18 protein-coding genes are annotated in these 20,529 nt (G+C 67.1%); 13 read left to right on the top strand and 5 right to left on the bottom strand.

The annotated features are described in order from the left end of the window. The first annotated feature begins 314 nt into the window (after window positions 1-314). Window positions 315-1,112 carry a hypothetical protein gene (locus A5686_RS08540; RefSeq protein ID WP_067933068.1) on the top strand — a complete coding sequence of 266 codons (798 nt, stop codon included), beginning with the start codon at window positions 315-317 and terminating at the stop codon, window positions 1,110-1,112. Window positions 1,113-1,192: 80 nt separating this feature from the next. On the opposite strand, the gene A5686_RS08545 is transcribed toward A5686_RS08540, so the two are convergent. Next, on the bottom strand, window positions 1,193-3,865 hold the full coding sequence (locus tag A5686_RS08545; protein ID WP_369829688.1) for an AAA family ATPase: 2,673 nt from the start codon (window positions 3,863-3,865) through the stop codon (window positions 1,193-1,195). 231 nt (window positions 3,866-4,096) lie between these two features. Here A5686_RS08545 and A5686_RS08550 point away from each other — a divergent pair, with 231 nt between their 5' ends. The 9 genes from A5686_RS08550 to egtE all read left to right on the top strand — a co-directional run bounded on the left by A5686_RS08550 (window position 4,097) and on the right by egtE (window position 13,308). After that, on the top strand, window positions 4,097-4,540 hold the full coding sequence (locus A5686_RS08550) for a hypothetical protein (RefSeq protein WP_197520521.1): 444 nt from the start codon (window positions 4,097-4,099) through the stop codon (window positions 4,538-4,540). A 153-nt stretch (window positions 4,541-4,693) separates the two neighbouring features. Continuing rightward, complete coding sequence (locus A5686_RS08555) at window positions 4,694-5,233, top strand: hypothetical protein (RefSeq protein ID WP_067933072.1); 540 nt, start codon at window positions 4,694-4,696, stop codon at window positions 5,231-5,233. A 227-nt stretch (window positions 5,234-5,460) separates the two neighbouring features. After that, window positions 5,461-6,909 carry a catalase gene (locus A5686_RS08560; protein WP_067933073.1) on the top strand — a complete coding sequence of 483 codons (1,449 nt, stop codon included), beginning with the start codon at window positions 5,461-5,463 and terminating at the stop codon, window positions 6,907-6,909. A 62-nt stretch (window positions 6,910-6,971) separates the two neighbouring features. After that, window positions 6,972-7,613: a sensor domain-containing protein gene (locus A5686_RS08565; RefSeq protein ID WP_369829689.1), complete on the top strand. Its 642-nt coding sequence runs from the start codon at window positions 6,972-6,974 to the stop codon at window positions 7,611-7,613. A gap of 179 nt (window positions 7,614-7,792) precedes the next feature. Continuing rightward, window positions 7,793-9,106, top strand: coding sequence for an ergothioneine biosynthesis glutamate--cysteine ligase EgtA (gene egtA / locus A5686_RS08570; protein WP_067933077.1), 1,314 nt, complete (start codon window positions 7,793-7,795; stop codon window positions 9,104-9,106). 44 nt (window positions 9,107-9,150) lie between these two features. Then, window positions 9,151-10,467 carry an ergothioneine biosynthesis protein EgtB gene (egtB, locus tag A5686_RS08575; RefSeq protein WP_067933146.1) on the top strand — a complete coding sequence of 439 codons (1,317 nt, stop codon included), beginning with the start codon at window positions 9,151-9,153 and terminating at the stop codon, window positions 10,465-10,467. After that, entirely contained in the window at window positions 10,467-11,189 is a 723-nt protein-coding gene (egtC, locus tag A5686_RS08580) for an ergothioneine biosynthesis protein EgtC (protein WP_067933080.1), read from the top strand. Before egtB ends, egtC begins: the two co-directional genes overlap by 1 nt. Next, on the top strand, window positions 11,189-12,154 hold the full coding sequence (egtD, locus tag A5686_RS08585; RefSeq protein WP_067933082.1) for an L-histidine N(alpha)-methyltransferase: 966 nt from the start codon (window positions 11,189-11,191) through the stop codon (window positions 12,152-12,154). Before egtC ends, egtD begins: the two co-directional genes overlap by 1 nt. A 47-nt stretch (window positions 12,155-12,201) precedes the next feature. Then, complete coding sequence (egtE, locus tag A5686_RS08590; protein WP_231986325.1) at window positions 12,202-13,308, top strand: ergothioneine biosynthesis PLP-dependent enzyme EgtE; 1,107 nt, start codon at window positions 12,202-12,204, stop codon at window positions 13,306-13,308. Here the strand turns inward: egtE and A5686_RS08595 are convergent. Together A5686_RS08595 and A5686_RS08600 are read right to left on the bottom strand one after the other, a co-directional pair. Continuing rightward, window positions 13,305-13,982 carry a class I SAM-dependent methyltransferase gene (locus A5686_RS08595; RefSeq protein WP_067933148.1) on the bottom strand — a complete coding sequence of 226 codons (678 nt, stop codon included), beginning with the start codon at window positions 13,980-13,982 and terminating at the stop codon, window positions 13,305-13,307. The genes egtE and A5686_RS08595 overlap by 4 nt on opposite strands. Before the next feature lie 10 nt (window positions 13,983-13,992). Further along, window positions 13,993-15,465 carry a glutamate--cysteine ligase gene (locus tag A5686_RS08600; RefSeq protein WP_067933086.1) on the bottom strand — a complete coding sequence of 491 codons (1,473 nt, stop codon included), beginning with the start codon at window positions 15,463-15,465 and terminating at the stop codon, window positions 13,993-13,995. 134 nt (window positions 15,466-15,599) lie between these two features. Between A5686_RS08600 and glpK the strand changes: the two genes are divergently transcribed. Next, window positions 15,600-17,126, top strand: a complete 1,527-nt coding sequence (gene glpK, locus A5686_RS08605) for a glycerol kinase GlpK (RefSeq protein WP_067933088.1) — start codon at window positions 15,600-15,602, stop codon at window positions 17,124-17,126. Window positions 17,127-17,157: 31 nt separating this feature from the next. Here glpK and A5686_RS08610 read toward each other — a convergent pair whose 3' ends face one another. After that, window positions 17,158-17,862, bottom strand: coding sequence for a PadR family transcriptional regulator (locus A5686_RS08610; protein ID WP_067933089.1), 705 nt, complete (start codon window positions 17,860-17,862; stop codon window positions 17,158-17,160). A 203-nt stretch (window positions 17,863-18,065) separates the two neighbouring features. Here A5686_RS08610 and A5686_RS08615 point away from each other — a divergent pair, with 203 nt between their 5' ends. Next, entirely contained in the window at window positions 18,066-18,449 is a 384-nt protein-coding gene (locus A5686_RS08615) for a hypothetical protein (RefSeq protein WP_067933091.1), read from the top strand. A 50-nt stretch (window positions 18,450-18,499) separates the two neighbouring features. Here A5686_RS08615 and A5686_RS08620 read toward each other — a convergent pair whose 3' ends face one another. Further along, the gene (locus A5686_RS08620) at window positions 18,500-19,447 is read right to left on the bottom strand and encodes an RDD family protein (RefSeq protein ID WP_067933094.1); all 948 of its coding nucleotides are present in this window, start codon (window positions 19,445-19,447) and stop codon (window positions 18,500-18,502) included. A 66-nt stretch (window positions 19,448-19,513) separates the two neighbouring features. Between A5686_RS08620 and A5686_RS08625 the strand changes: the two genes are divergently transcribed. Then, window positions 19,514-20,506, top strand: a complete 993-nt coding sequence (locus A5686_RS08625; RefSeq protein ID WP_067933096.1) for a stage II sporulation protein M — start codon at window positions 19,514-19,516, stop codon at window positions 20,504-20,506. Window positions 20,507-20,529 lie beyond the last annotated feature (23 nt).

Genomic DNA, 20,529 nt, shown 5'->3' on the forward strand with positions numbered 1-20,529 from the left:
GCTGTGGGCCTCCGGCAGCGCGTAGTGGGCGCCCGTGCCCGTGTCGGCGATGCCGGGGCCGGCCTCGCCGGGCGCTGGTATCACGACGATCGGACTTTCGTCCGCCGCATGGGCGAAGGCGTCCCGCAAATGGGCGGCGGCGACCCGCCATCCGTTGGTCGGGAGATCAACGAGCGCGTAGATCAGCGCCCGGCGAGGCCGGCCCCGGCATCGCCGACACGGGCACGGGCGCCCACTACGCGCTGCCGGAGGCCCACAGCGAGGCCTGCCGGCGAGCGCTCGATCGCGACCCGGCCCCCGCTACGGTCGTCTCGATGGCCGGAATCCCGCTGCACCAGGCGCCCTCCTTTCCACCGGGCACAGTTCACCTCGCGGTGACCGGGACGTGCATGCACTGGGTCGCCGACGCCGCCGGCTTGCCCTCGAGCGGCTCGGTCTTCCCCGGCTACCCGGACCACGTGGACGAGGACGAGCGACGTGCCTGGCGCGTGGCCGCGGAGCGGCACTGGGAGCGACTGCTCGAGATGCGCGCGGCGGAGTTGACCCCCGGAGGGTATTTCATCGCCGCCATCCCGGCCTCCCCCAAGCCGTGCCCGGACAGGACGGGGCTCTACGTCGAGATCATCGGAGACATGAACCGGCTGCTCGCCGATTGGCGCCGCGCGGGGCGCATCGGCAGCGCCACCGTCGAGGCGGCCGTTGTCCCGGTCTGGTCTCGCACGCTCGACGAGTTCGGGGCGCCCTTCAAGGCGGGCGGCGGGCGCTTCGCCGGCCTCGAGCTCGAGAGTGCCGAGCTGTTTCGTCTCGACAATCCCTACTGGCACGACGATCCCGCGGTGTTCGCGCGGGAATACGTGCAGAGCGTGGCCGCATGGGGAGGGCCGCTCCTCCTCCGTGCGTTCGTGCACGAGGGCGAGGCGTGCGCTGCCGGTCTTCTCGCCGACTTCCTCGCAGAGCTCGAGGAGCGCGTCACGGACGCCCCCGACCGCTACCGCTGGGACTACGTCGAGGCCCTCATCATCTGCCGGAAGACGGACGAGGCGGGGCGAGGTCGTGCCCACGTCTCCTCCGCAAGTTCACCAGCGCACCCTGGCGTCGTGCCTCATGGTTGATCGATCCGTTTCGCCGCTTAACACGCGCCTGCGAACTTCGACGGAGTCGGATACGAAGTTTTAAGACACCCATACGTCGCCTATTTCGGGGCGGCGTTCAGGTTTGCCCGGGCCTGGTCGATCTGGTCGCATGCATACGTCACCATCTCGGCCGTGGTCATCGTCTGGCCCTTGCGGGCAAGCGGTTCGTAGCCCTGGTCGCCGAGGACATCGCGGAGGTGGGTAATCGCCGTGTTCAGTTGGGGATAACTCGCACGCGAAAAGAGACTTGCCGCGAACCCGCTGATGATCGCGGCCTGTTCGTGGTGTCCGAGTCGGTCCAGTAGCGATACGAGTATTGCCAGCGGGTTCTTTATCAGGGCGGCGTTGCCGATCTCGTAATAGCGGCCGATCAATACCATCAAAGTCTCGAACGTTCCACTGGGATCACGTTGAGCCGCAACGAGTAATACCGTCGACGCCGACGCCGATTCCATCTGTCGGTTGCGGCTCTCCTGCGCGATGGTCAGCGATCGGCGTAGCGCGTCGTAAGCCCCCGCGGGGTCGGCATCGTGATAGGCAAGGCCGTGGGACAACAGCGCGAAGCAGGCCGTACTCGGGCTGCGCGCCGCGTCTGCGGCGGCGAGCAATCCCCGCGCTGCGACCCTCGCTTCATCGCCTCGGCCTAAGAAGTAGTACGCCATCACCAGAGATGCGCGGGCCACGGTTTGCGGGCCTCCGTATCGACCAATCGCACTGCGGCACATCTCAACCCAACGCTCGCTCTGCCCGGCGTGGGTGTACACAATTCCGGTCGAGATTTGCACTTCGTAGAAAGTCTCGTCGAAACCACCGTTGTCCGTTAACGGGCGGCTGGCGTCGAGATAACGGACGGCGTCGTCTGACCGCCCCGCCGCGTGGCACTGCGCGGCGACCACGTACAGGTGCGCGAGCCGCCGATGGTTCGCCCTTCGTGCAGGTTCGATCATTTCCTCGGCCCATCCGACGGGCTCGTACTGTTCGGTCATCAGGCCGAGCAGTGTCGCGCAGACGGCGAGCGACGCCGCGCTGTCGACGTCGCCTTGGTCGGCGGCCCAGCGAAATGCGGTGCGCAGGTTGGGTAACTCGGTGGTGAACCAGTCGTAGGCCTCGCGTTGTCGGGGGCTGTCCCATAGCGCCATGATGTCGGGTTCCCGGCCGGCGTAGTACCGCGAATGGGCGGCTCGGGCCTCGAATGCTTCACCGCGGGCCACGAGTTGTTCCTCGGCGAACTGGCGGATGGTCTCCAGCATCGAATACCGGGTCCGTCCCACTGACTGGTCGACGATCAGCAACGACTTGCGCACCAACGCTTCGAGCAGGTCGAGGACGGCAAGGTCGTCTCTGTCGTCGTATCCCCCTACCGCGCAAGCGCTTTGCAGATCGAATCCGCCGGTGAACACCGAACACCGCTCGAGTAGCCCCTTTTCGGCATCGTCGAGGAGCTCGAACGACCATGCGACGGCGTGGCGCAGGGTGTGGTGACGTTCCAGCGCGCGCCGCGAGCCCACCAGCAGACGAAACCGCTGGTCGAGCCGATCCCGCACCTCGCCGGCAGTCATCGACGCCATCCGCGAAGCCGCGAGCTCGATGGCCAACGGGATCCCGTCCAGGCGGCGGCAGATCTCCACCACCGCCGCCGCGTCGTCACGTGTAGTCACCGAGAACTGCCAGGCCTCGCCTTGCGCTCGGTCGACGAACAGCGCCACCGCGGCAGAGTCGGTGCCGGCACCGACATCCAACGAGGGCACCAACCACGCCCGCTCATCGGCAACCCGTAGCCCTTCGCGGCTGGTCGCCAAAACTTTCACCGTCGCCGATTGCGCCAAGATCGTCTCGACGAGATCGGCCGCAGCCTCACGCAGATGCTCGCAGTTGTCGATCACCAACAATCGGATCGTGCCGTCCATAGCGGCGGCCAGCGAGTCGCTCATGCTTTTTCCCGGCTGCTGGGCAATGCCCAGCACGCCCGCGACGGCGTCGGGCACCGCCGCCGGATCGGTGACGGCGGCCAACTCGAAAACCCATATCCCATCCGGGAATTCGTCGACCAGACGTCTCGCAACCTCCAGTGCCAACCGTGTCTTGCCGACCCCGCCCACGCCGGTCAACGTGACAAGCCGATGCGCTTTCACCGCCGCTTGCACCTCGTCGAGTTCGGCTTCGCGTCCGATGAAGCTGCTGGTCGCCAAACGCAGATTCCCCGGACTCGCGTCCAGCACCCGCAAGGGCGGAAAGTCGGTCCGCAGGCCGGGTGCGCGGACCTGAAACACCCCGACCGGGGTTGGCAGGTCCCGGAGCCGTCGCGCTCCCAGATCGATGAGATCAGCGTCGCTGAGCAGACCGGCAGTCGACTCGGCCAACAGGATCTGACCGCCGTGCCCGGCCGCCATCACCCGCGCGGCGCGGTTGAGCACCGCGCCGAAATAATCGCCCTCCCTCAACTCGGCCTCGCCGGTCGCAATCCCCATCCGCACCGGCAATTCCAGCACCCGCTGCGCGGTCACCGCGGCGTCCACCGCTGCCTTCGGGGAGCTGAATGCCGCACACACACCGTCACCGGTGTGCTTGAAAAGGAACCCGGCGTGCGCGGCCACAGCGTTACGCAATACCTCATCGTGGGCAACCAGCGCCGAGCGCATCCCCTCGGCGTCGGCTTCCCACCGACGGGTCGAACCCTCGACGTCGGTGAACAGGAACGTCACCACACCAGAAGGCGGTCCCGCTGCGGACACCCGCACAGAATGTCACACCGGGCGCCCGACCATCCAGCAAACTGCGACGGACGTTTCCAGACTCTCGTATGCCATCCAGCCAAGGGCCGCGATACACCGGGCGCGCGGAGGCGTTTTCACCCGCTGAGCGGGGCCTTTACTTCACAGCTTCTACATAAGTAGCGCATAGCGGCCACTACTGTTAACGGCTTCATCATTTGTCTCATGAGTGAAACACCTGAAACCCCCACTGTGCGGCACTCCACCGCAACTGCACCGGCCGCCGCGGAAGCGGTTGCGGCCTACCGAGCCCCGCGCGTCTTCCAAATCGCCGCGTGGGTCGCCATCGTCGCCGGGATCGTGTTCATCCTCGCGGTCATCTTCTTCACCGGCTTCATCCTCGGCCACCGCGGCGGCCATCACGGCCACCACCACAAGCACCACCACCACGCGATGATGCACCACCGCGGCCCTGGCGGCCCCGGCAACTTCGGTGGCCCGGGCGCACCCGGCGGCCAGGGTGGACAGGGCGGACAAAACGGCCCCGGAGCCACCACCACTGCTCCGGCCCCGTCGTCGGGCGTGCGTCCCAGTGGCATGGCCCCGGGTCAGCTCCCGGCGTCGGTGTTCCACTCGGCTGCCACCGCTCATGGCGCGCCGGGACAGGCGCCGAGCGTCATCGTCCTGACCAACTGAAAAACCCCATCAACCAGCGGCCCGGCGTTCGATGCGAGCGCCGGGCCCCTTGTCGTTGGCGGTCAGCGGCGCCTAACCGCAGCATCTCGATTGGCGACATTTTTGACGCCAGCCCCTGTTGGGCACCAGGCATGCGGGGCAATATGGCAAGGCATGAGCGAGACACCCGAACCACCAGTTGAGCCGACCGCCGAGCCGACGCCGGCCCCCTCAGTCGCCGAGCCACCGCCACCCACCCCGCACCGGGTGCAACCGCCGCGCCTCTACACCGCGGCTGCCTGGGTGGTGATCGTCGCCGGCGTCGTCTTCATCCTCACGTCGCTGTTCTTTGTCGGCGCCTTCATTTGGAAGCACAACTACTACTGCAACCACCACCACCACCACGGCATGTTTCATCCCGGCGGGCCCGGACCGGGCAACGGGCCATGGGGCCCCGGTGGCCCGGGACCCGGCAATGGGCCGGGGCAGTACGGCGGCCCCGGCGGCGGCTACGGCCCGTGGTACGGCGGGCCTGGTGGTCCGGGGCCAGACAACGGACCGTGGGGATACGGGCCCGGCGGACCCGGGCTGATCGTTCCCATGCCCCCGAGCGGTCCGGGCGGCCCCGGCGGACCGCATGCCGGCCCGGGCGTCAGCGGCCCCGGTCAGCCGCCTGCGAGCCCGCCCCCCGGCGCGCCCGCGCCACGTCCCTGATAGCGCTCACTTAAGCAGCGCCCGAAATGGGTACTAACCCGTAGTGGGCAACCGATCGCGAGTCGCCCGCATTTGTTGGACCAGATCAAGATGAGGAGAACACTCGGTTGCGGCCGGAGGATCCGGGGGGCTCACCGCCGTGCTGAAATTGCCTGAAGGAAAGCGGATTCGGTACCCGGGCATGCGACCTCGGATGCTGCGGCCCCCGTGACGAGGAGTAGAGCGTAATGACGGAGCGTTTCACGACCAATGACGCCGGTATCGCTGCGCCGAGCGACGATCAGTCGCTGACGATCGGCCCAGACGGCCCGATCCTGTTGCAGGACCATTACCTGATTGAACAGATGGCGATGTTCAATCGCGAGCGCATCCCGGAACGTCAGCCGCACGCCAAAGGTGGTGGCGCGTTTGGTCATTTCGAAGTGACCAACGATGTCAGCCAGTACACCAGGGCCGCGGTCTTCCAGCCCGGCACCAAAACCGACATGCTGGCCAGGTTTTCCACCGTCGCCGGAGAGCGGGGCAGCCCAGACACGTGGCGCGACCCGCGTGGCTTCGCGCTGAAGTTTTACACCAGCGAAGGCAATTTCGACCTCGTCGGCAACAACACCCCGGTCTTCTTCATGCGTGATCCGTTGAAGTTCCAGCACTTCATCCGGTCCCAGAAGCGCTTGCAGGCAAGCAATGTGCGTGACCACAACATGCAGTGGGACTTTTGGAGTCTCTCCCCGGAGTCGGCGCATCAAGTGACCTGGTTGATGGGCGACCGGGGAATTCCCAAAACCTGGCGGAACATGAACGGCTACAGCAGCCACACCTACAGCTGGATCAACGCCGCCGGCGAGATCTTCTGGGTGAAGTACCACTTCATCACCGATCAGGGCATCGAGTTCCTGACCCAGGAGGACGCCGACCGGCTGGCCGGCGAAGACGGCGACTATCACCAGCGCGACCTGTTCGAGTCGATCGAACGCGGGGATCACCCGAGCTGGACGCTGAAGATGCAGATCATGCCGTACGAGGAAGCCAAGGATTACCGGTTCAACCCGTTCGATCTGACCAAGGTGTGGCCGCACGGCGACTACCCGCTGATCGACGTCGGCAGGATGACGCTGAACCGCAACGTCACCGACTATCACGCGGAGATCGAGCAGGCGGCGTTCGAGCCGAACAACACCGTGCCCGGCACCGGCTTGAGCCCGGACAAAATGCTGCAGGCGCGGGGCTTTTCGTATTCGGACGCGCATCGTGCCCGGCTGGGGACCAACTACCGGCAGATCCCGGTCAACACCCCCAGAGTCGAGGTGAACAGCTACTCCAAAGACGGGGCCATGCGCATCAACAACGTCTCCGACCCCGTGTATGCGCCCAACTCCTACGGTGGGCCACACGCCGACCCGGCACGCGCCGCAGAGATCCGCTGGCATGCCGACGGCGACATGGTCCGGTCGGCGTACACGTTGCACGCCGAGGACAACGACTGGGGGCAGGCCGGCACCATGGTCCGCCAAGTGCTCGACGATGCGGCCAGGGAACGCTTGGCGCACAACATCATTGGCCACGTGTCCCAAGGCGTCAAGGAGCCGGTGCTGTCGCGGGTGTTCGAGTACTGGCGCAACGTCGATCCCGACCTGGGAAAGAAGGTCGAGGAAGGCGTCCGGGGCAACGGGGGCTGACCGCACGTCCGTGCGCCTGGCATGATCGCTGCATGACCATGCGGGTTACGCAGGCTGCCCAGATGCGGGGCGCTGTGATGGCCATCGGCTTGGCCCTGGCCGGAACCGTCGTGGCGCCCTCGGCCGCCGCGCACCCGTCGGAGCCGGGCGTGGTGAACTACGCGGTCCTGGGCAAAGGCTCGGTCGGCAACATCGTTGGCGGACCGATGGGGTGGGAGGCGGTGTTCACCCAGCCCGGGCAAGGCGACTGGGTGGACCTCCCGGAGTGCAACAACTGGGCCGACATTGGTTTGCCCGAGGTCTACAACGATCCGGATCTGGCGTCGTTCAACGCAGCCCTGACCCAGACGTCGGCCACCGACCAGACACATCTGGTCAAACAGGCCGTCGGCGTGTTCGCCACCAATGACGCCGCAGGCCGGGCTTTTCATCGGGTGGTGGATCGCACGGTGGGGTGTTCGGGACAGACCACCGCGCTGCATCTGGACAACGGCAGCACCCAGGTCTGGTCGTTCGACGGCGGGCCGGCCGGTCCCGCCGACGAGAACTGGACCAAGCAGGAGGCGGGCACCGATCGCCGGTGCTTCAATCAAACCAGGCTGCGCGAAAACGTGTTGCTGCAGGCGAAAGTGTGCCAATCCGGCAACGCCGGGCCCGCGGTGAACGTGCTCGCCGGGGCGATGCAGAACGCCCTGGGTCAATAATCGGGCGATGGGGTACCCGTTTTCCCCGTGCACGCAGACCGCGGGGAAGGGAATATGTCGGGGGCATCTGATAGATGAAGCACTAGACGAAGTAGTCCGATTATCGTTCGATTAGCTGCCGCAGGGAAGCGGTCCGCAGGGCTATGTGCAGGCTCGCCCGGACCCGAAGGGATCGTGATATGACGTTCGCGCCGATCACCCCCGCGGCTTCGCAGTCCGAGTCGCGGGTGGCCGGCGCTGACCCTGCCCCGGAGCTGGACATCGCCGAGCTGGCCGATTCCGCGGCCGTGGCGCAGTACATCGCCGAGGGGTGTCTGGTGGACGCCCCGCTGGGCCGTATCGGTCTGGAGTTGGAGGCCCATTGCCACGACCGGGCCGACCCGTATCGCAGGCCGAGCTGGGGCGAGATCGCCGACGTGCTCGACGCGCTGCCCGCGTTGCCCGGGGGCAGCAGGATCACCGTCGAGCCGGGGGGTGCCGTCGAACTGTCCGGGCCGCCGGCCGACGGCGTAGTGCCCGCTATCGACGCCATGCGCCGGGACCAGGCCGCGCTGCAGCCCGCGTTTGCTGAGGCCGGGCTGGGCCTGGTATTTCTTGGCGCCGACCCGCTGCGCCCGCCCAGGCGCATCAATCCCGGTGCCCGGTATCGCGCCATGGAGCGGTTCTTCGCCACCAGCCAATCGGGGGAAGCGGGAGCGGCGATGATGACGTCCACCGCATCGATTCAAGTCAACGTGGACGCCGGGCCGCGGGACGGCTGGGCGGCGCGGGTGCGCCTCGCACATGCGCTGGGGCCCACCATGATCGCGATAACGGCGAACTCGCCGATGCTGTGCGGTGAATTCACGGGCTGGGTGTCGAGCCGGCAGCGAGTGTGGGGTCAGATGGACTCGGCACGCTGCGGACCCATCCTGGGCGCCAGCGGAGACGACCCTGGCACCGACTGGGCCCGGTATGCGCTCAAGGCCCCGGTGATGCTGGTGCACAACCCCGACGCCGAGGCGGTCACGCACTGGGTGCCGTTTGCCGACTGGGTCGACGGCCGCGTGTTGCTCGGGGATCGCCGACCCAGCGTCGCTGACCTGGAGTACCACCTGACCACGTTGTTCCCGCCGGTGCGACCCAGGCAGTGGCTGGAGATCCGTTACCTCGACAGCGTGCCCAATGGGCTGTGGCCCGCGGTGGCGTTCACCATGGCGGTCCTGCTCGATGATCCGGCCGCCGCCGACACCGCGGCCGAGGCGGTCGAACCGGTTGCCACCGCCTGGGACACCGCGGCCCGGGTGGGGCTGCGGGATCGGCGACTGTACTTGGCGGCCAACGCGTGCCTGGCCGTCGCCGCCGCCAAAGCCCCGGCCGAAATCGGTGATTCGATGCAGCGGTTGGTCCGCCTCGTCGAACAAGGCCGCTGTCCCGGCGACGAGTTCTCCGACCAGGTGATCGAGCACGGCCTCGCGCCCACAGTGGCGCGACTGGCGCAGGGGGAGCTGTGACGTCTCCTGGCGATTCCGACGCGCTGCGCCCGGCCGCGCCGCGCTTGCCGTCGTCATGCCGGGAGGGCCTCGCCAACGAGTTAGCGCGGGCGCGGGCGCGGACGTTGCGCCTGGTCGAGTTCGACGACGCGGAACTCTGCCGGCAGTACGACCCGCTGATGAGTCCCTTGGTGTGGGACCTGGCGCACATCGGTCAGCAGGAGGAGTTGTGGCTGTTGCGGGGTGGTGACTGTTCGCGGCCCGGGATGTTGCCCCCGGCGGTCGACGGGCTCTATGACGCCTTCGTGCATTCCCGCGCCAGCCGGGTCGACCTGCCGCTGCTGTCGCCGGACAGAGCGCGCGCATATTGCCAGACTGTGCGGTCCGCGGTGCTCGACGCGCTTGACGTGCTGCCCGTCAATCCCGCCGGCGACGAGGCCGCCTTCGTGTACGCGATGGTGGTCAGCCACGAAAACCAGCACGACGAGACGATGCTGCAGGCTTTGAACTTGCGCACCGGCGCACCGCTCTTGCGCGACGCCCCGGGGCTGCCGCGCGGTCGGGCAGGGTTGACCGGCACGTCGGTGCTGGTGCCCGGCGGCGAGTTCGTGCTCGGTGTGGACGCCGCTGACGAACCGTCCTCGCTGGACAACGAGCGTCCGGCCCACGTCGTCGACCTGCCCGCGTTCCACATCGGACGGGTTCCGGTCACCAACGGCGAATGGCGCCAGTTCGTCGACGACGGCGGCTACGAGCAGCCGCGCTGGTGGTCGAAGCGTGGCTGGCAGCACCGCCAGGCCGCGGGCGTGACCGCGCCGCAGTTCTGGAGCTCCGATGGCACCACCCGCACCCGGTTCGGCCACGTCGAGGTCATCGCGGCCGACGAACCCGTCCAGCACGTCAGCTATTTCGAGGCCCAGGCGTACGCGGCCTGGGCCGGTGCCCGGTTGCCCACCGAGATGGAATGGGAGAAGGCCTGCGCCTGGGATCCGGTCACCAACGCCCGGCGCCGCTACCCATGGGGAGACCGCAAACCGGACAACACGCTGGCCAACCTGGGCGGCACGGCGCTGCGGCCGGCGCCGGTGGGCGCCTACCCCGGTGGCGCTTCGGCGTACGGGGCCGAGCAGATGCTGGGCGATGTCTGGGAGTGGACCGCCTCGCCGCTGCGGCCCTGGCCCGGGTTCGTCCCAATGCTGTACGAGCGGTATTCGCAGCCGTTCTTCGACGGTGATTACCGGGTGTTGCGCGGCGGCTCGTGGGCCGTGGCGGAAAGCATCATGCGGCCGAGTTTCCGCAACTGGGATCACCCCTACCGTCGCCAGATCTTCTCCGGCGTCCGGTTGGCATGGGACGTCTCCGACGCCGGGGATCCGGCCTGATGTGCCGGCACCTGGGCTGGCTGGGCACCGGCGTCACGGTTTCCTCTCTGGTACTCGACCCGCCGTTCGGGCTGCGCGTGCAGTCCTACGCACCCCGCCGCCAAAAGCACTGCCTGCTCAACGCCGACGGTTGGGGCGTCGGGTTTTTCGACACCCCATCGCAGGGCTCCCCGGAGGCCGGGGTGCCACGGCGCTGGCGCAGCCAGGCGCCGCTGTGGGGCGATGTGTCGTTCGATTCCATCGCGCCCGCCTTGCGCAGCCACTGCGTGGTGGCCGCCGTCCGCTCGGCCACCGTCGGCATGCCGATCGAGGTCAGCGCGACCGCGCCGTTCACCGATGGGCGTTGGTTGTTGTCGCACAACGGCATCGTCGATCGAGCCGTGCTGCCGATGACGTCGCAGGCCGAATCCGTCTGTGACAGTGCGATACTGGCGGCCGTCATCTTCGACCGCGGCCTCGACGCGCTGGGGGACACCATCGTCGAGATAGCTTCGGCCGACCCGGGTGCTCGGCTGAACATATTGGCGGCCAACGGCTCTCGCATGCTGGCGACGGCCTGGGGCGACACGCTGTCCGTCCTGCGCCGTCCGGACGGCGTGGTGCTGGCCAGCGAACCGTATGACAACGACTCGGACTGGGAAGACGTGCCGGACCGCCACCTCGTCGAAGTCACCGCGCAAGGTGTCACGCTGACGCCGCTGGACCAGTCGAGAGGATCCTGATGACACTGTCGCTGTCGAACCACCTGGCCGCCGACTCGGCGTACCACGCGTTGCGCCGCGACGTGCTGGATGGCCTGCAGAAGACACCAAAGACATTGCCGCCCAAATGGTTCTACGATTCGGTGGGTAGTGATCTGTTCGACCAGATCACCCGGTTGCCTGAGTACTATCCGACGCGGGCCGAAGCTGAGATCTTGCGCGCCCGCGCGACCGAAGTCGCATCGGCCAGCGAGGCCGACACCCTGGTGGAATTGGGCAGCGGCACGTCGGAGAAGACGCGGCTGTTGCTCGACGCGCTGCGCGCGCGGGATTCGCTGCGCAGGTTTGTTCCGTTCGACGTCGACGCCAGCATCCTGTCGACCTCGGCCGCGGCCATCCAACGGGACTACCAGGGGGTCGAGATCAGGGCCGTCTGCGGCGATTTCGAAGAGCATCTGACCGAGATCCCCGAAGGCGGGCGACGGCTCTTCGTGTTCTTGGGGTCGACCATTGGCAATCTCACACCTGGACCGCGTGCGGATTTCCTTGCCGCACTGTCCGCTCAGATGCGGCCCGGCGACAGTTTGTTGCTGGGCACGGACCTGGTCAAGGACACCGAGCGACTCGTGCGTGCCTACGACGACGCCGCGGGGGTGACGGCTGCGTTCAATCGCAATGTGCTCGCGGTGGTGAACCGGGAACTCGACGCCGACTTCGACGTCGCAGCCTACCGGCACGTGGCCCGGTGGAACGCGGCGGAAGATCGCATCGAGATGTGGCTGCGGTCCGACCGTCGCCAGCAAGTGCGGGTCGGCGCGCTCGAACTGACCGTCGACTTCGATGCCGGCGAGGAAATGCTCACCGAGGTGTCGTGCAAGTTCCATCCCGACAAGGTGACTGACGAATTGGCTGCCGCGGGGCTGCGCCGTATCCGGTGGTGGACCGACGAGGCGGGCGACTTCGGGTTGTCGTTGGCCGTGAAGTGACCGACGGCAACGCGCTGGCCCGCCGATGGCGGTCAGCCCGCCCGCCGATGGCCGGGCTACACCTGGACAACGCGGCCTGTTCGCGCCAGAGCCTGGCAGTGATCGAGGCGGCCGCGCAGCACGCCCGCAACGAGTCCGAGGTCGGCGGCTATGTCGCGGCGGAAGCGGCCACACCGGTGCTCGATGCCGGGCGTGTCGCGTTCGCCGCGCTGACCGGAATGTCGGATGCCGAAATGGTTTTCACCACGGGCTCGCTGAACGCTCTGGATCTGTTGTTGGGTGGCTGGCCCGCGGAGCGCCGAACGGTAGCTTGCCTGCCCGGCGAGTACGGGCCCAACTTGGCACTGCTGGCAGCGCACGGATTTGAACGACGGCTGCTGCCGACTATGGAAGACGGCCGGGTCGCGCTCGACGACGCGGCGCTGGCGTTACAGACCGATCCGCCGGACCTGGTGCACCTGACCGCGGTGGGTAGCCATTGCGGTGTGGTGCAGCCGGTTTCAATGATCGCCCGGCTCTGCCGGGAATTGGGGCTGCCGCTTGTCGTCGACGCGGCGCAGGCGCTTGGCCAGGTGGACTGCGCGGTGGGCGCCGACGCGACCTATTCCTCGTCGCGCAAGTGGATCGCCGGGCCGCGCGGTGTCGGGATGCTCGGCATACGCCGCGAGCTGTTGAAATCGCTGCACCCAAGGCTGGCGGCGCCGGACTGGGCCAGGAAAGACGGTTCGCCAACAGTCGCCGAACAGCTGGAATTCGGCGAGGCCAATGTGGCTGCGCGCGTTGGGTTTTCGCTGGCACTGGGCGAGCATCTGGCCTACGGCCCACAGACGGTGTGCGCACGACTGGCTGAGCTGGGCAGCCTGAGCCGCACGGTTCTGGCCGATGTGGCGGGCTGGACGGTGATCGAAGAGGTCGACGAGCCCAGTGCCATCACCACTTTGGCCCCGGCCGACGGCGCCGACCCGCAGGCGGTGCGGGCCTGGCTGCTGGCCCAGCGGCGGATCCTGACCACATTCGCGGGGGTGCAGAGGGCGCCCCTGGAGATGACGGAACCGGTGCTGCGGATCTCGCCTCACGTGGATACCACGGCCGACGATTTGGAGACGTTCGCCGAGGCGCTCATCGCCGCCACCGCAGCGACCGCGGCCGGCTAACCGGTTTTGTGCGCGGTCAACAAGTAGGCCGGCATCTTCATCCGGCCCTTCTCGTCGAGGTCGTGCGGTGGGAATTCGAAAGGCGCATCGGGGATTTTGACGACGTTCGACAGGATGTACGAAGGGCGAATCTCATCGATCTCCCAGTACTTGCCCACCGCGGCGCGCAACTCGTCCTCGTCGACCTCGTTGGGTTTGGGTTGCATCTCGGCCGGAAAAGCGCCCTTGGCGAACACCAGGACGAAGAAGCTGGCGCCCGGAGCGGCCGCACGGTGTACCGACTTCAGATAGCCATCGCGGCCCTCGACAGGAAGCGAGTGGAACAAGGTGCTGTCCACGACGGTGGAGAACCGTCCGTCGTGGCCGGAGAACGACGTGATGTCTGCCTGGACGAAACTGGCCGTGCTCAGGCCGCGCTCCCGGGCGGACTTGGTCGCCACCGCGATGGCCGTCGGTGTCAGGTCGACACCGACGACGGTGTAGCCCTGGTCGGCCAGTGTCAGCGACAGCTCGGCGAAGCCGCATCCGGCGTCCAGCACGTCGCTGCGGAATTTGCCGGCCGCGACCAGCGCCGCCAGTTCGGGTTGCGGCTCTCCGATATTCCACGGCGGTGGACCCTCGAAGTGGGCCTGCTCGCGATACGCACTGTCCCAGTCCATCACTTCATCAGACATGGTTTTCAAGCTACTCCCAGGTGTGGACCGGTTCGTTGGCGTGCATGTGGTCGCAGTATCGGTGCAGCATCTCTGCCAGCGCCGCGGGCCTGCTCAGGCCGCCGTCCTGCAGTGCCCGCACGGTGGACATCTGCCAGCTGGCGCCGTTGCGTCCGGCCCGGGCCCGGCCCTCGATGACCCCGAGGAACCGGTTGCGCACCTCGGTGTCGACGCCCCAGCGCTGCAAGCCTTCGTCGGCGATCGGCAGCAGCGTGTCGAGCACCAATTCGCGTGCGCTCACCTCGCCCATCCCGGGCCAGCGCTGCCGTGCATCGATGCCGTGGCGGGCCGCCGCCAAGAAATTGGCTTCTGCCGCACCGAATTCCATGTTCTCCCACAGCGGGTGCTCCGATTCGGACAGACCGCGCAGCGCGCCGTAGAAGAAGGCCGAATTCGCCAGCATGTCGACGACGGTCGGCCCGGCCGGCAGCACCCGGTTCTCCAGGCGCAGATGGGGGCGATTGTCGACCACGTCGTACACCGGACGGTTCCACCGGTAGACGGTCCCGCTGTGCAGGCGCAGTTCGGAAAGCTGCGGGATGCGCCCGGCGGCGAGCTCGGCGACCGGGTCCTCGTCGGACACCTCAGGCAGCAGGGACGGGAAGTAGCGGATGTTCTCCTGGTAGAGATCGAGGACCGAGTTGATCCACTGCTCGCCGAACCATACCCGCGGGCGCACGCCTTGGGTTTTCAGTTCCTCGGGCCTGGTGTCGGTGGACTGGGTGAACAGCTCGATACGCGTCTCGGCCCACAGCAGGTGGCCGAAGAAGAACGGCGAGTTGGCGCCCAGCGCCAATTGCGGGCCGGCCACGATCTGGGCCGCATTCCAGTTGGCGGCGAAAATCTCCGGCGCTAATTGCAGATGCAATTGCATGCTGGTACAGGCGGATTCGGGCGCGATCGTGGCGGTGCGCCAACTCAGCGGTTCGGGGCCGGAAATGTCGATGGGAATGTCTTCGCCGCGGGCGGTGAAGATCGAGTCGTTGAGTGCGGCGTATCGCGTCGACTCGCTCATCCACCCGTGGTCGAGGTGTTCGGACATCAGCGTGGGCAGGATGCCGATCATGACGATGTGGGCGCCGCCCGCGGCGCTGGCCTTCTTCTCGGCGTCGTTCAGGCTGGCCCGCACCTCGGCCTCGAGATCCAGCGCGGTGTGTCCGGGCAGCGCGTGCGGCGGAACGTTGAATTCGATGTTGTAGGCCCCCAATTCGGTTTGATACGCCGGATCGCCGATGGCGTCGAGCACGTGGCGATTAGACATGGCCGGCTGGTAGTCGGCATCGACGAGGTTGCATTCGATCTCCATGCCGGTCAGCGGCTGCTCGGAATCAAAGCATGACCGGGCGAGCATCGTCTCCAACGCGTCCAGGCACAGCTGTACCTTGCGCCGGTATTCCCGCCGTTGCGCGCTGTCGTACGTGGTGCGCTTGACCTCTTCGCCCACAACGCAGATGCAACAGGGTTACCGCCCGTAACGCAAGCTCCCGCGAGTCGCAGTCCCGGTCCCGGCCGTCGCCGCGGGTAGACCATGATGGACTTTGACGTTAAGTGTTCCGACTTACGGGTGGAGGAGACCAGTTGGCCGAGTTCGCCGAATTCGTCGCAGCCATCGACCAGGGGACCACCAGCACCCGCTGCATGATCTTCGATCACGATGGTGCCGAAGTGGCCCGCCATCAACTCGAGCACGAACAGATCCTGCCCCGGGCCGGCTGGGTGGAGCACGACCCGGTCGAGGTCTGGGAGCGCACCTCCTCGGTGCTGACATCGGTAATGAACCGGGCCAATCTGAGTTCGAAAAACATCGCCGCGCTGGGCATTACGAATCAACGCGAGACGACGCTGGTGTGGAACCGTAAGACGGGGCGCCCCTACTACAACGCGATCGTCTGGCAGGACACCCGCACCGACCGGATCGCGTCGGCGCTGGACCGCGACGGTCGCGGTGACGTCATCCGCGGCAAGGCCGGCCTGCCTCCGGCCACCTACTTCTCCGGGGCCAAGCTGCAATGGATCCTGGAGAACGTCGACGGGGTGCGTGCGGCCGCCGAAAGCGGCGACGCGTTGTTCGGTACTCCCGACACGTGGGTTTTGTGGAACCTGACCGGGGGGCCGCGGGGCGGCGTACACACCACTGACGTGACCAACGCCAGCCGGACCATGTTGATGAACCTGGAGACCCTGGATTGGGATGACGAGCTGCTGTCACTGTTCTCCATTCCCCGTGCGATGCTGCCGACGATCGGGCCGTCGTCGTCGCCGCAGCCCTACGGCGTGACCTCGGAAACGGGGCCGGCCGGCGGCGAGGTATCGATCACCGGGATGCTTGGCGATCAGCACGCGGCGATGGTGGGCCAGGTGTGTCTGTCGCAGGGGGAAGCCAAAAACACCTACGGCACCGGGAATTTCCTGCTGCTCAACACCGGCGAGACGATCGTGCGGTCGGACAACGGGTTGCTTACCACTGTGTGCTATCAGTTCGCTGACGCCAAACCCGTCTACGCGCTCGAGGGTTCGATCGCGGTGACCGGTGCGGCCGTGCAGTGGCTGCGCGATCAGCTGGGCATCATCAGCGGTGCCGCGCAAAGCGAATCGTTGGCACGCCAGGTCGACGACAACGGTGGAGTCTATTTCGTCCCCGCGTTTTCCGGATTGTTTGCGCCCTACTGGAGATCCGATGCGCGCGGCGCCATCGTCGGGCTCTCGCGGTTCAATACGAACGCGCATCTGGCGCGCGCGACGCTGGAGGCGATCTGCTACCAGAGCCGCGACGTGGTGGACGCCATGGCGGCGGATTCCGGTGTGCGCCTTGAGGTCTTGAAGGTCGACGGCGGCATCACCGGTAATGACCTGTGCATGCAGATTCAGGCCGACGTGCTGGGGGTGGACGTGGTCAGGCCGGTTGTCGCCGAGACGACCGCACTCGGCGCCGCCTACGCGGCCGGTCTGGCGGTGGGGTTCTGGGCCGATCCGGCAGACCTGCGTGCCAACTGGCAAGAGGGCAAGCGTTGGACGCCGGAGTGGAACGGCGACCAACGCGCCGCGGGATACGCGGGCTGGCGAAAAGCCGTTCAGCGGACCCTAAATTGGGTCGACGTCACGTGACATCACCTGACCCAGGGCCCGCTGCGGGCGCTCAGTCTTCGCCGAGGATGCCGTAGATTTCGCGCCGCGCATTGTTGAGGATGTCGACGATGCGCTGCTGCTGCTCGGCGGAAGCGGTGTGGGCGGACTGCGCGACCGCGCCGAACAATTGCCCCACGGCGGCCCGCAGATTCATGTGACCGGGGTCGGCGCCTTCGGTGATCTCGTCCCACGGCGGGGTCTCGATCTTGTCGGCCGCGGCGCGGCCCTGCTCGGTCAGCTCGAAAAGCTTCTTGCTGCCTTCGGTTTCGCTGGCGGTGATCAGGCCCTCGTCGTCGAGCAACTGCAGCGTCGGATACACCGAACCGGGGCTCGGCTTCCACAGCCCGTTACTGCGCTCGGCGATCTGCTGGATCATTTCGTAGCCGTGCATCGGCTGCTCGACGAGCAGCTTCAGGATGGCCGCTCGCACGTCGCCGCGTTTGCCGCGCCCCGGCCCACCGCGGCGCCATCCGCCGCGCCGGCCACCGGGCCCGAAGCCGAAGCCGGGCCCGAAGCCGGGGCCGAACGGCGGTCCAAAGCCGAGCGGCCCGTCGTGGCCGCCGGCATGATCGCGCAGATGCTCGCGGATGTCCCGCCGGGCTTGGCGGCGTGCCTCGTGCAAAGCGCGCCGGTCAATCGGGCCCGAGCCGAAACCGAATCCGAAGCCGGGCCGGCCGCCGAAAGGTGCGCCGGCCGGAATGAATGGGTTGCTCATTTTTCCGTCCTTACGTCGGTGAGTCGCGCATCGGTAGCGCGTTACGAAACATCACGATATATCGAAAACTAACGTGATGCAACGAAAGGCATCGAGGAGATCGCGCGGGGCTGTCTGACCTGCGGTAACCCGAGCCGATTGGGCCCGCGATCCGTCCGGTAGGGCGGTTTGCGTGGGCCAAACGGCGGGTAGAAACTACCGGGATGGATCCCGACAACAACCTGAAGGTGGATGGCGGCGGCGCGGGCGCGTCTTGGCGACCCGATGGTGCCCGGACTCGCAACACCTGGCTGTGGATCAACTGGGGGCTGGCGCTGGCGACACTGCCCGCCGCCGCACTGGTGATGCTGTTCGCGCTCGGTGCCGTAATGAGCACCGACGGCTGCAGCGATCGCAACTGTCCCAACCTGGGCCACGGCGGGATCAACTTCGGCGTCGCGTTCTACGGCGCGCCCGCAGTCGCCGTCGTTGTCATCATCATCTCGTTTTTCACCGCCAAACGCCGCGGCGGTATCGCGGTTCCGCTGTGCGGATGGGCGCTGCTGGTCGTCGACGTCCTACTCATGGCGGCAAGTGTGGCCGGCTAGCAGTACAGCTGATATGTAGTCCTTCGGCCCCGAGTCAGCCCCCATACCGTCTAGCTCGGCAGCGAGAAGCCGTCGGGCGGATCGGCCTCTTCTCCCGCGCGGGACCGACCGGGTTGCGGTTCCGGCCATCCCATGGCTGGCGGTGGCGGTTGCGGTACGCCCGGCGGTGGACTGGGCCAGGCCGGCGGGCCGTGGTACGTGGTGGCGGGCGGTGGCCACGGCGCCGGTTCCATCGGCGGTTGCCCGGCCGTGGGCATGACCGGCCGCAGCCGGGCCAGTTCGCGGCGATGCCGCTCGGCGAGGACCGCGGCCAGCACGAGTTCCGGCGGAGCGCCGGGCGGTGGCGGCGGCGCGATGCGGGCCACCACGTCGCCGGCGATCCGGTACCCCATCTGCAGGCGCAGCTGACGGTCGAGCTGCGGTGCCCTGGACAGGAATTGGCGGGCAACCTCGACCTGACCTGCGGACAGCCCCGACAGCTGCAGCGACGATGCCCACCACGCCAATGAGGGCGGCATCATCGGCGGGGGGCCCAGTCGCGGTCCGCGTTCGTTGACCACCACCGTGCCGGCGAAAATATCGCCAATCCGTTTGGCCTTGGGGGACAAGATGCTGCAGATGACGGCGGGGCTCCCGAACAGCATCCAGATCTCCACCAACGACGCCAGGGCGCGAAACAACGCCTGACGGAAGCGTTCCGGGCCACCGTCGTCGGACACGACCCGCAGGCCCATCGCGATCTTGCCCACCGAGCGTCCCCGCGTTGCTGTTTCGAGTATCAAGGGATAGCCCACGATCACCAGTACCAAAAAGATCAGCAGGATCGCGCTCGACAGTGCCTTATCGAATTGAGTCAGGGTGGCTGCCCACAACATCAGCCCGAGCAGGTAGCCGATGAACATGATCGCGATATCGATCAGCGCGCTCAATGTCCGCACCGGCAGCTGGGCTATCTGCACATCGAGCACCACAGCGTCCCCGGTCACCACCTCCGACATAACTTCGAACGGTACAGGTGGCCAGGCACGCTTTGCCGTGCCCGCGGTGCGATTAGGCTGCCGAGGGTGGATGTCGATGCATTCGTGCTGGCCCATCGCCCTACCTGGGACCGCCTAGACCGATTGATCGGGCGGCGCCGGTCGCTGTCCGGCGCTGAGATCGACGAACTCGTCGACCTCTACCAGCGGGTCTCCACCCATCTGTCCATGCTGCGCTCGGCGTCGTCGGATTCGGTGTTGATCGGTCGGCTCTCGAGCCTGGTCGCGCGGGCCCGTTCCGCGGTGACCGGTGCCCATGCACCACTGAGCAGAGCGTTCAGGAGGTTCTGGACGTTGTCTTTCCCGGTGGTTGCCTACCGCACCTGGCGGTGGTGGCTGGCCACGGCTGCGGCGTTCTTTTCGGTAGTCGTGATCATCGCGCTGTGGGTGGCCAAAAACCCGGACGTGCAGTCGCTGATCGGAACGCCCACTGACATAGAGCAATTGGTGAACCACGACGTCGAGGCGTACTACAGCGAACATCCCGCCGCGGCGTTCGCGCTGCAGATCTGGGTGAACAACTCGTTGGTTTCGGCTAAATGCATCGCACTGTCGGTGGTGCTGGGCCTGCCGATCCCCCTGGTGCTGCTGGAAAATGCCGCCAACCTGGGGGTCACTGCGGGCCTGATGTTTTCGGCCGGGAAGGGTGCCCTGTTGCTGGGCCTGCTTGCCCCGCATGGGCTGCTGGAACTCACGGCGGTATTCCTTTCGGGCGCAACGGGAATGCGTCTGGGTTGGTCAGTGATCTCGCCTGGAGACCGGCCCCGCGGCCAGGTGCTGGCCGAACAGGGTCGCGCCGTCGTCTCGGTCGCCGTGGGTCTGGTTGCGGTGCTCCTGGTCTCGGGGTTGATCGAAGCGCTGGTGACGCCGTCCCCGCTACCGACCTTCGTACGGGTCGGCATCGGTGTCATCGCCGAGGTGGCGTTCTTGTCCTACATCGTCTACTTCGGCCGCCGCGGGGTGAAGGCCGGCGAAAGCGGTGATATGGAAGAGGCGCCGGACTTCGTGCCGACTCGCTGAGCGGCCGTCGCCGACGGCTGACG

The organism is Mycobacterium sp. E2479 (genome assembly GCF_001667925.1).
Lineage (GTDB): Bacteria > Actinomycetota > Actinomycetes > Mycobacteriales > Mycobacteriaceae > Mycobacterium.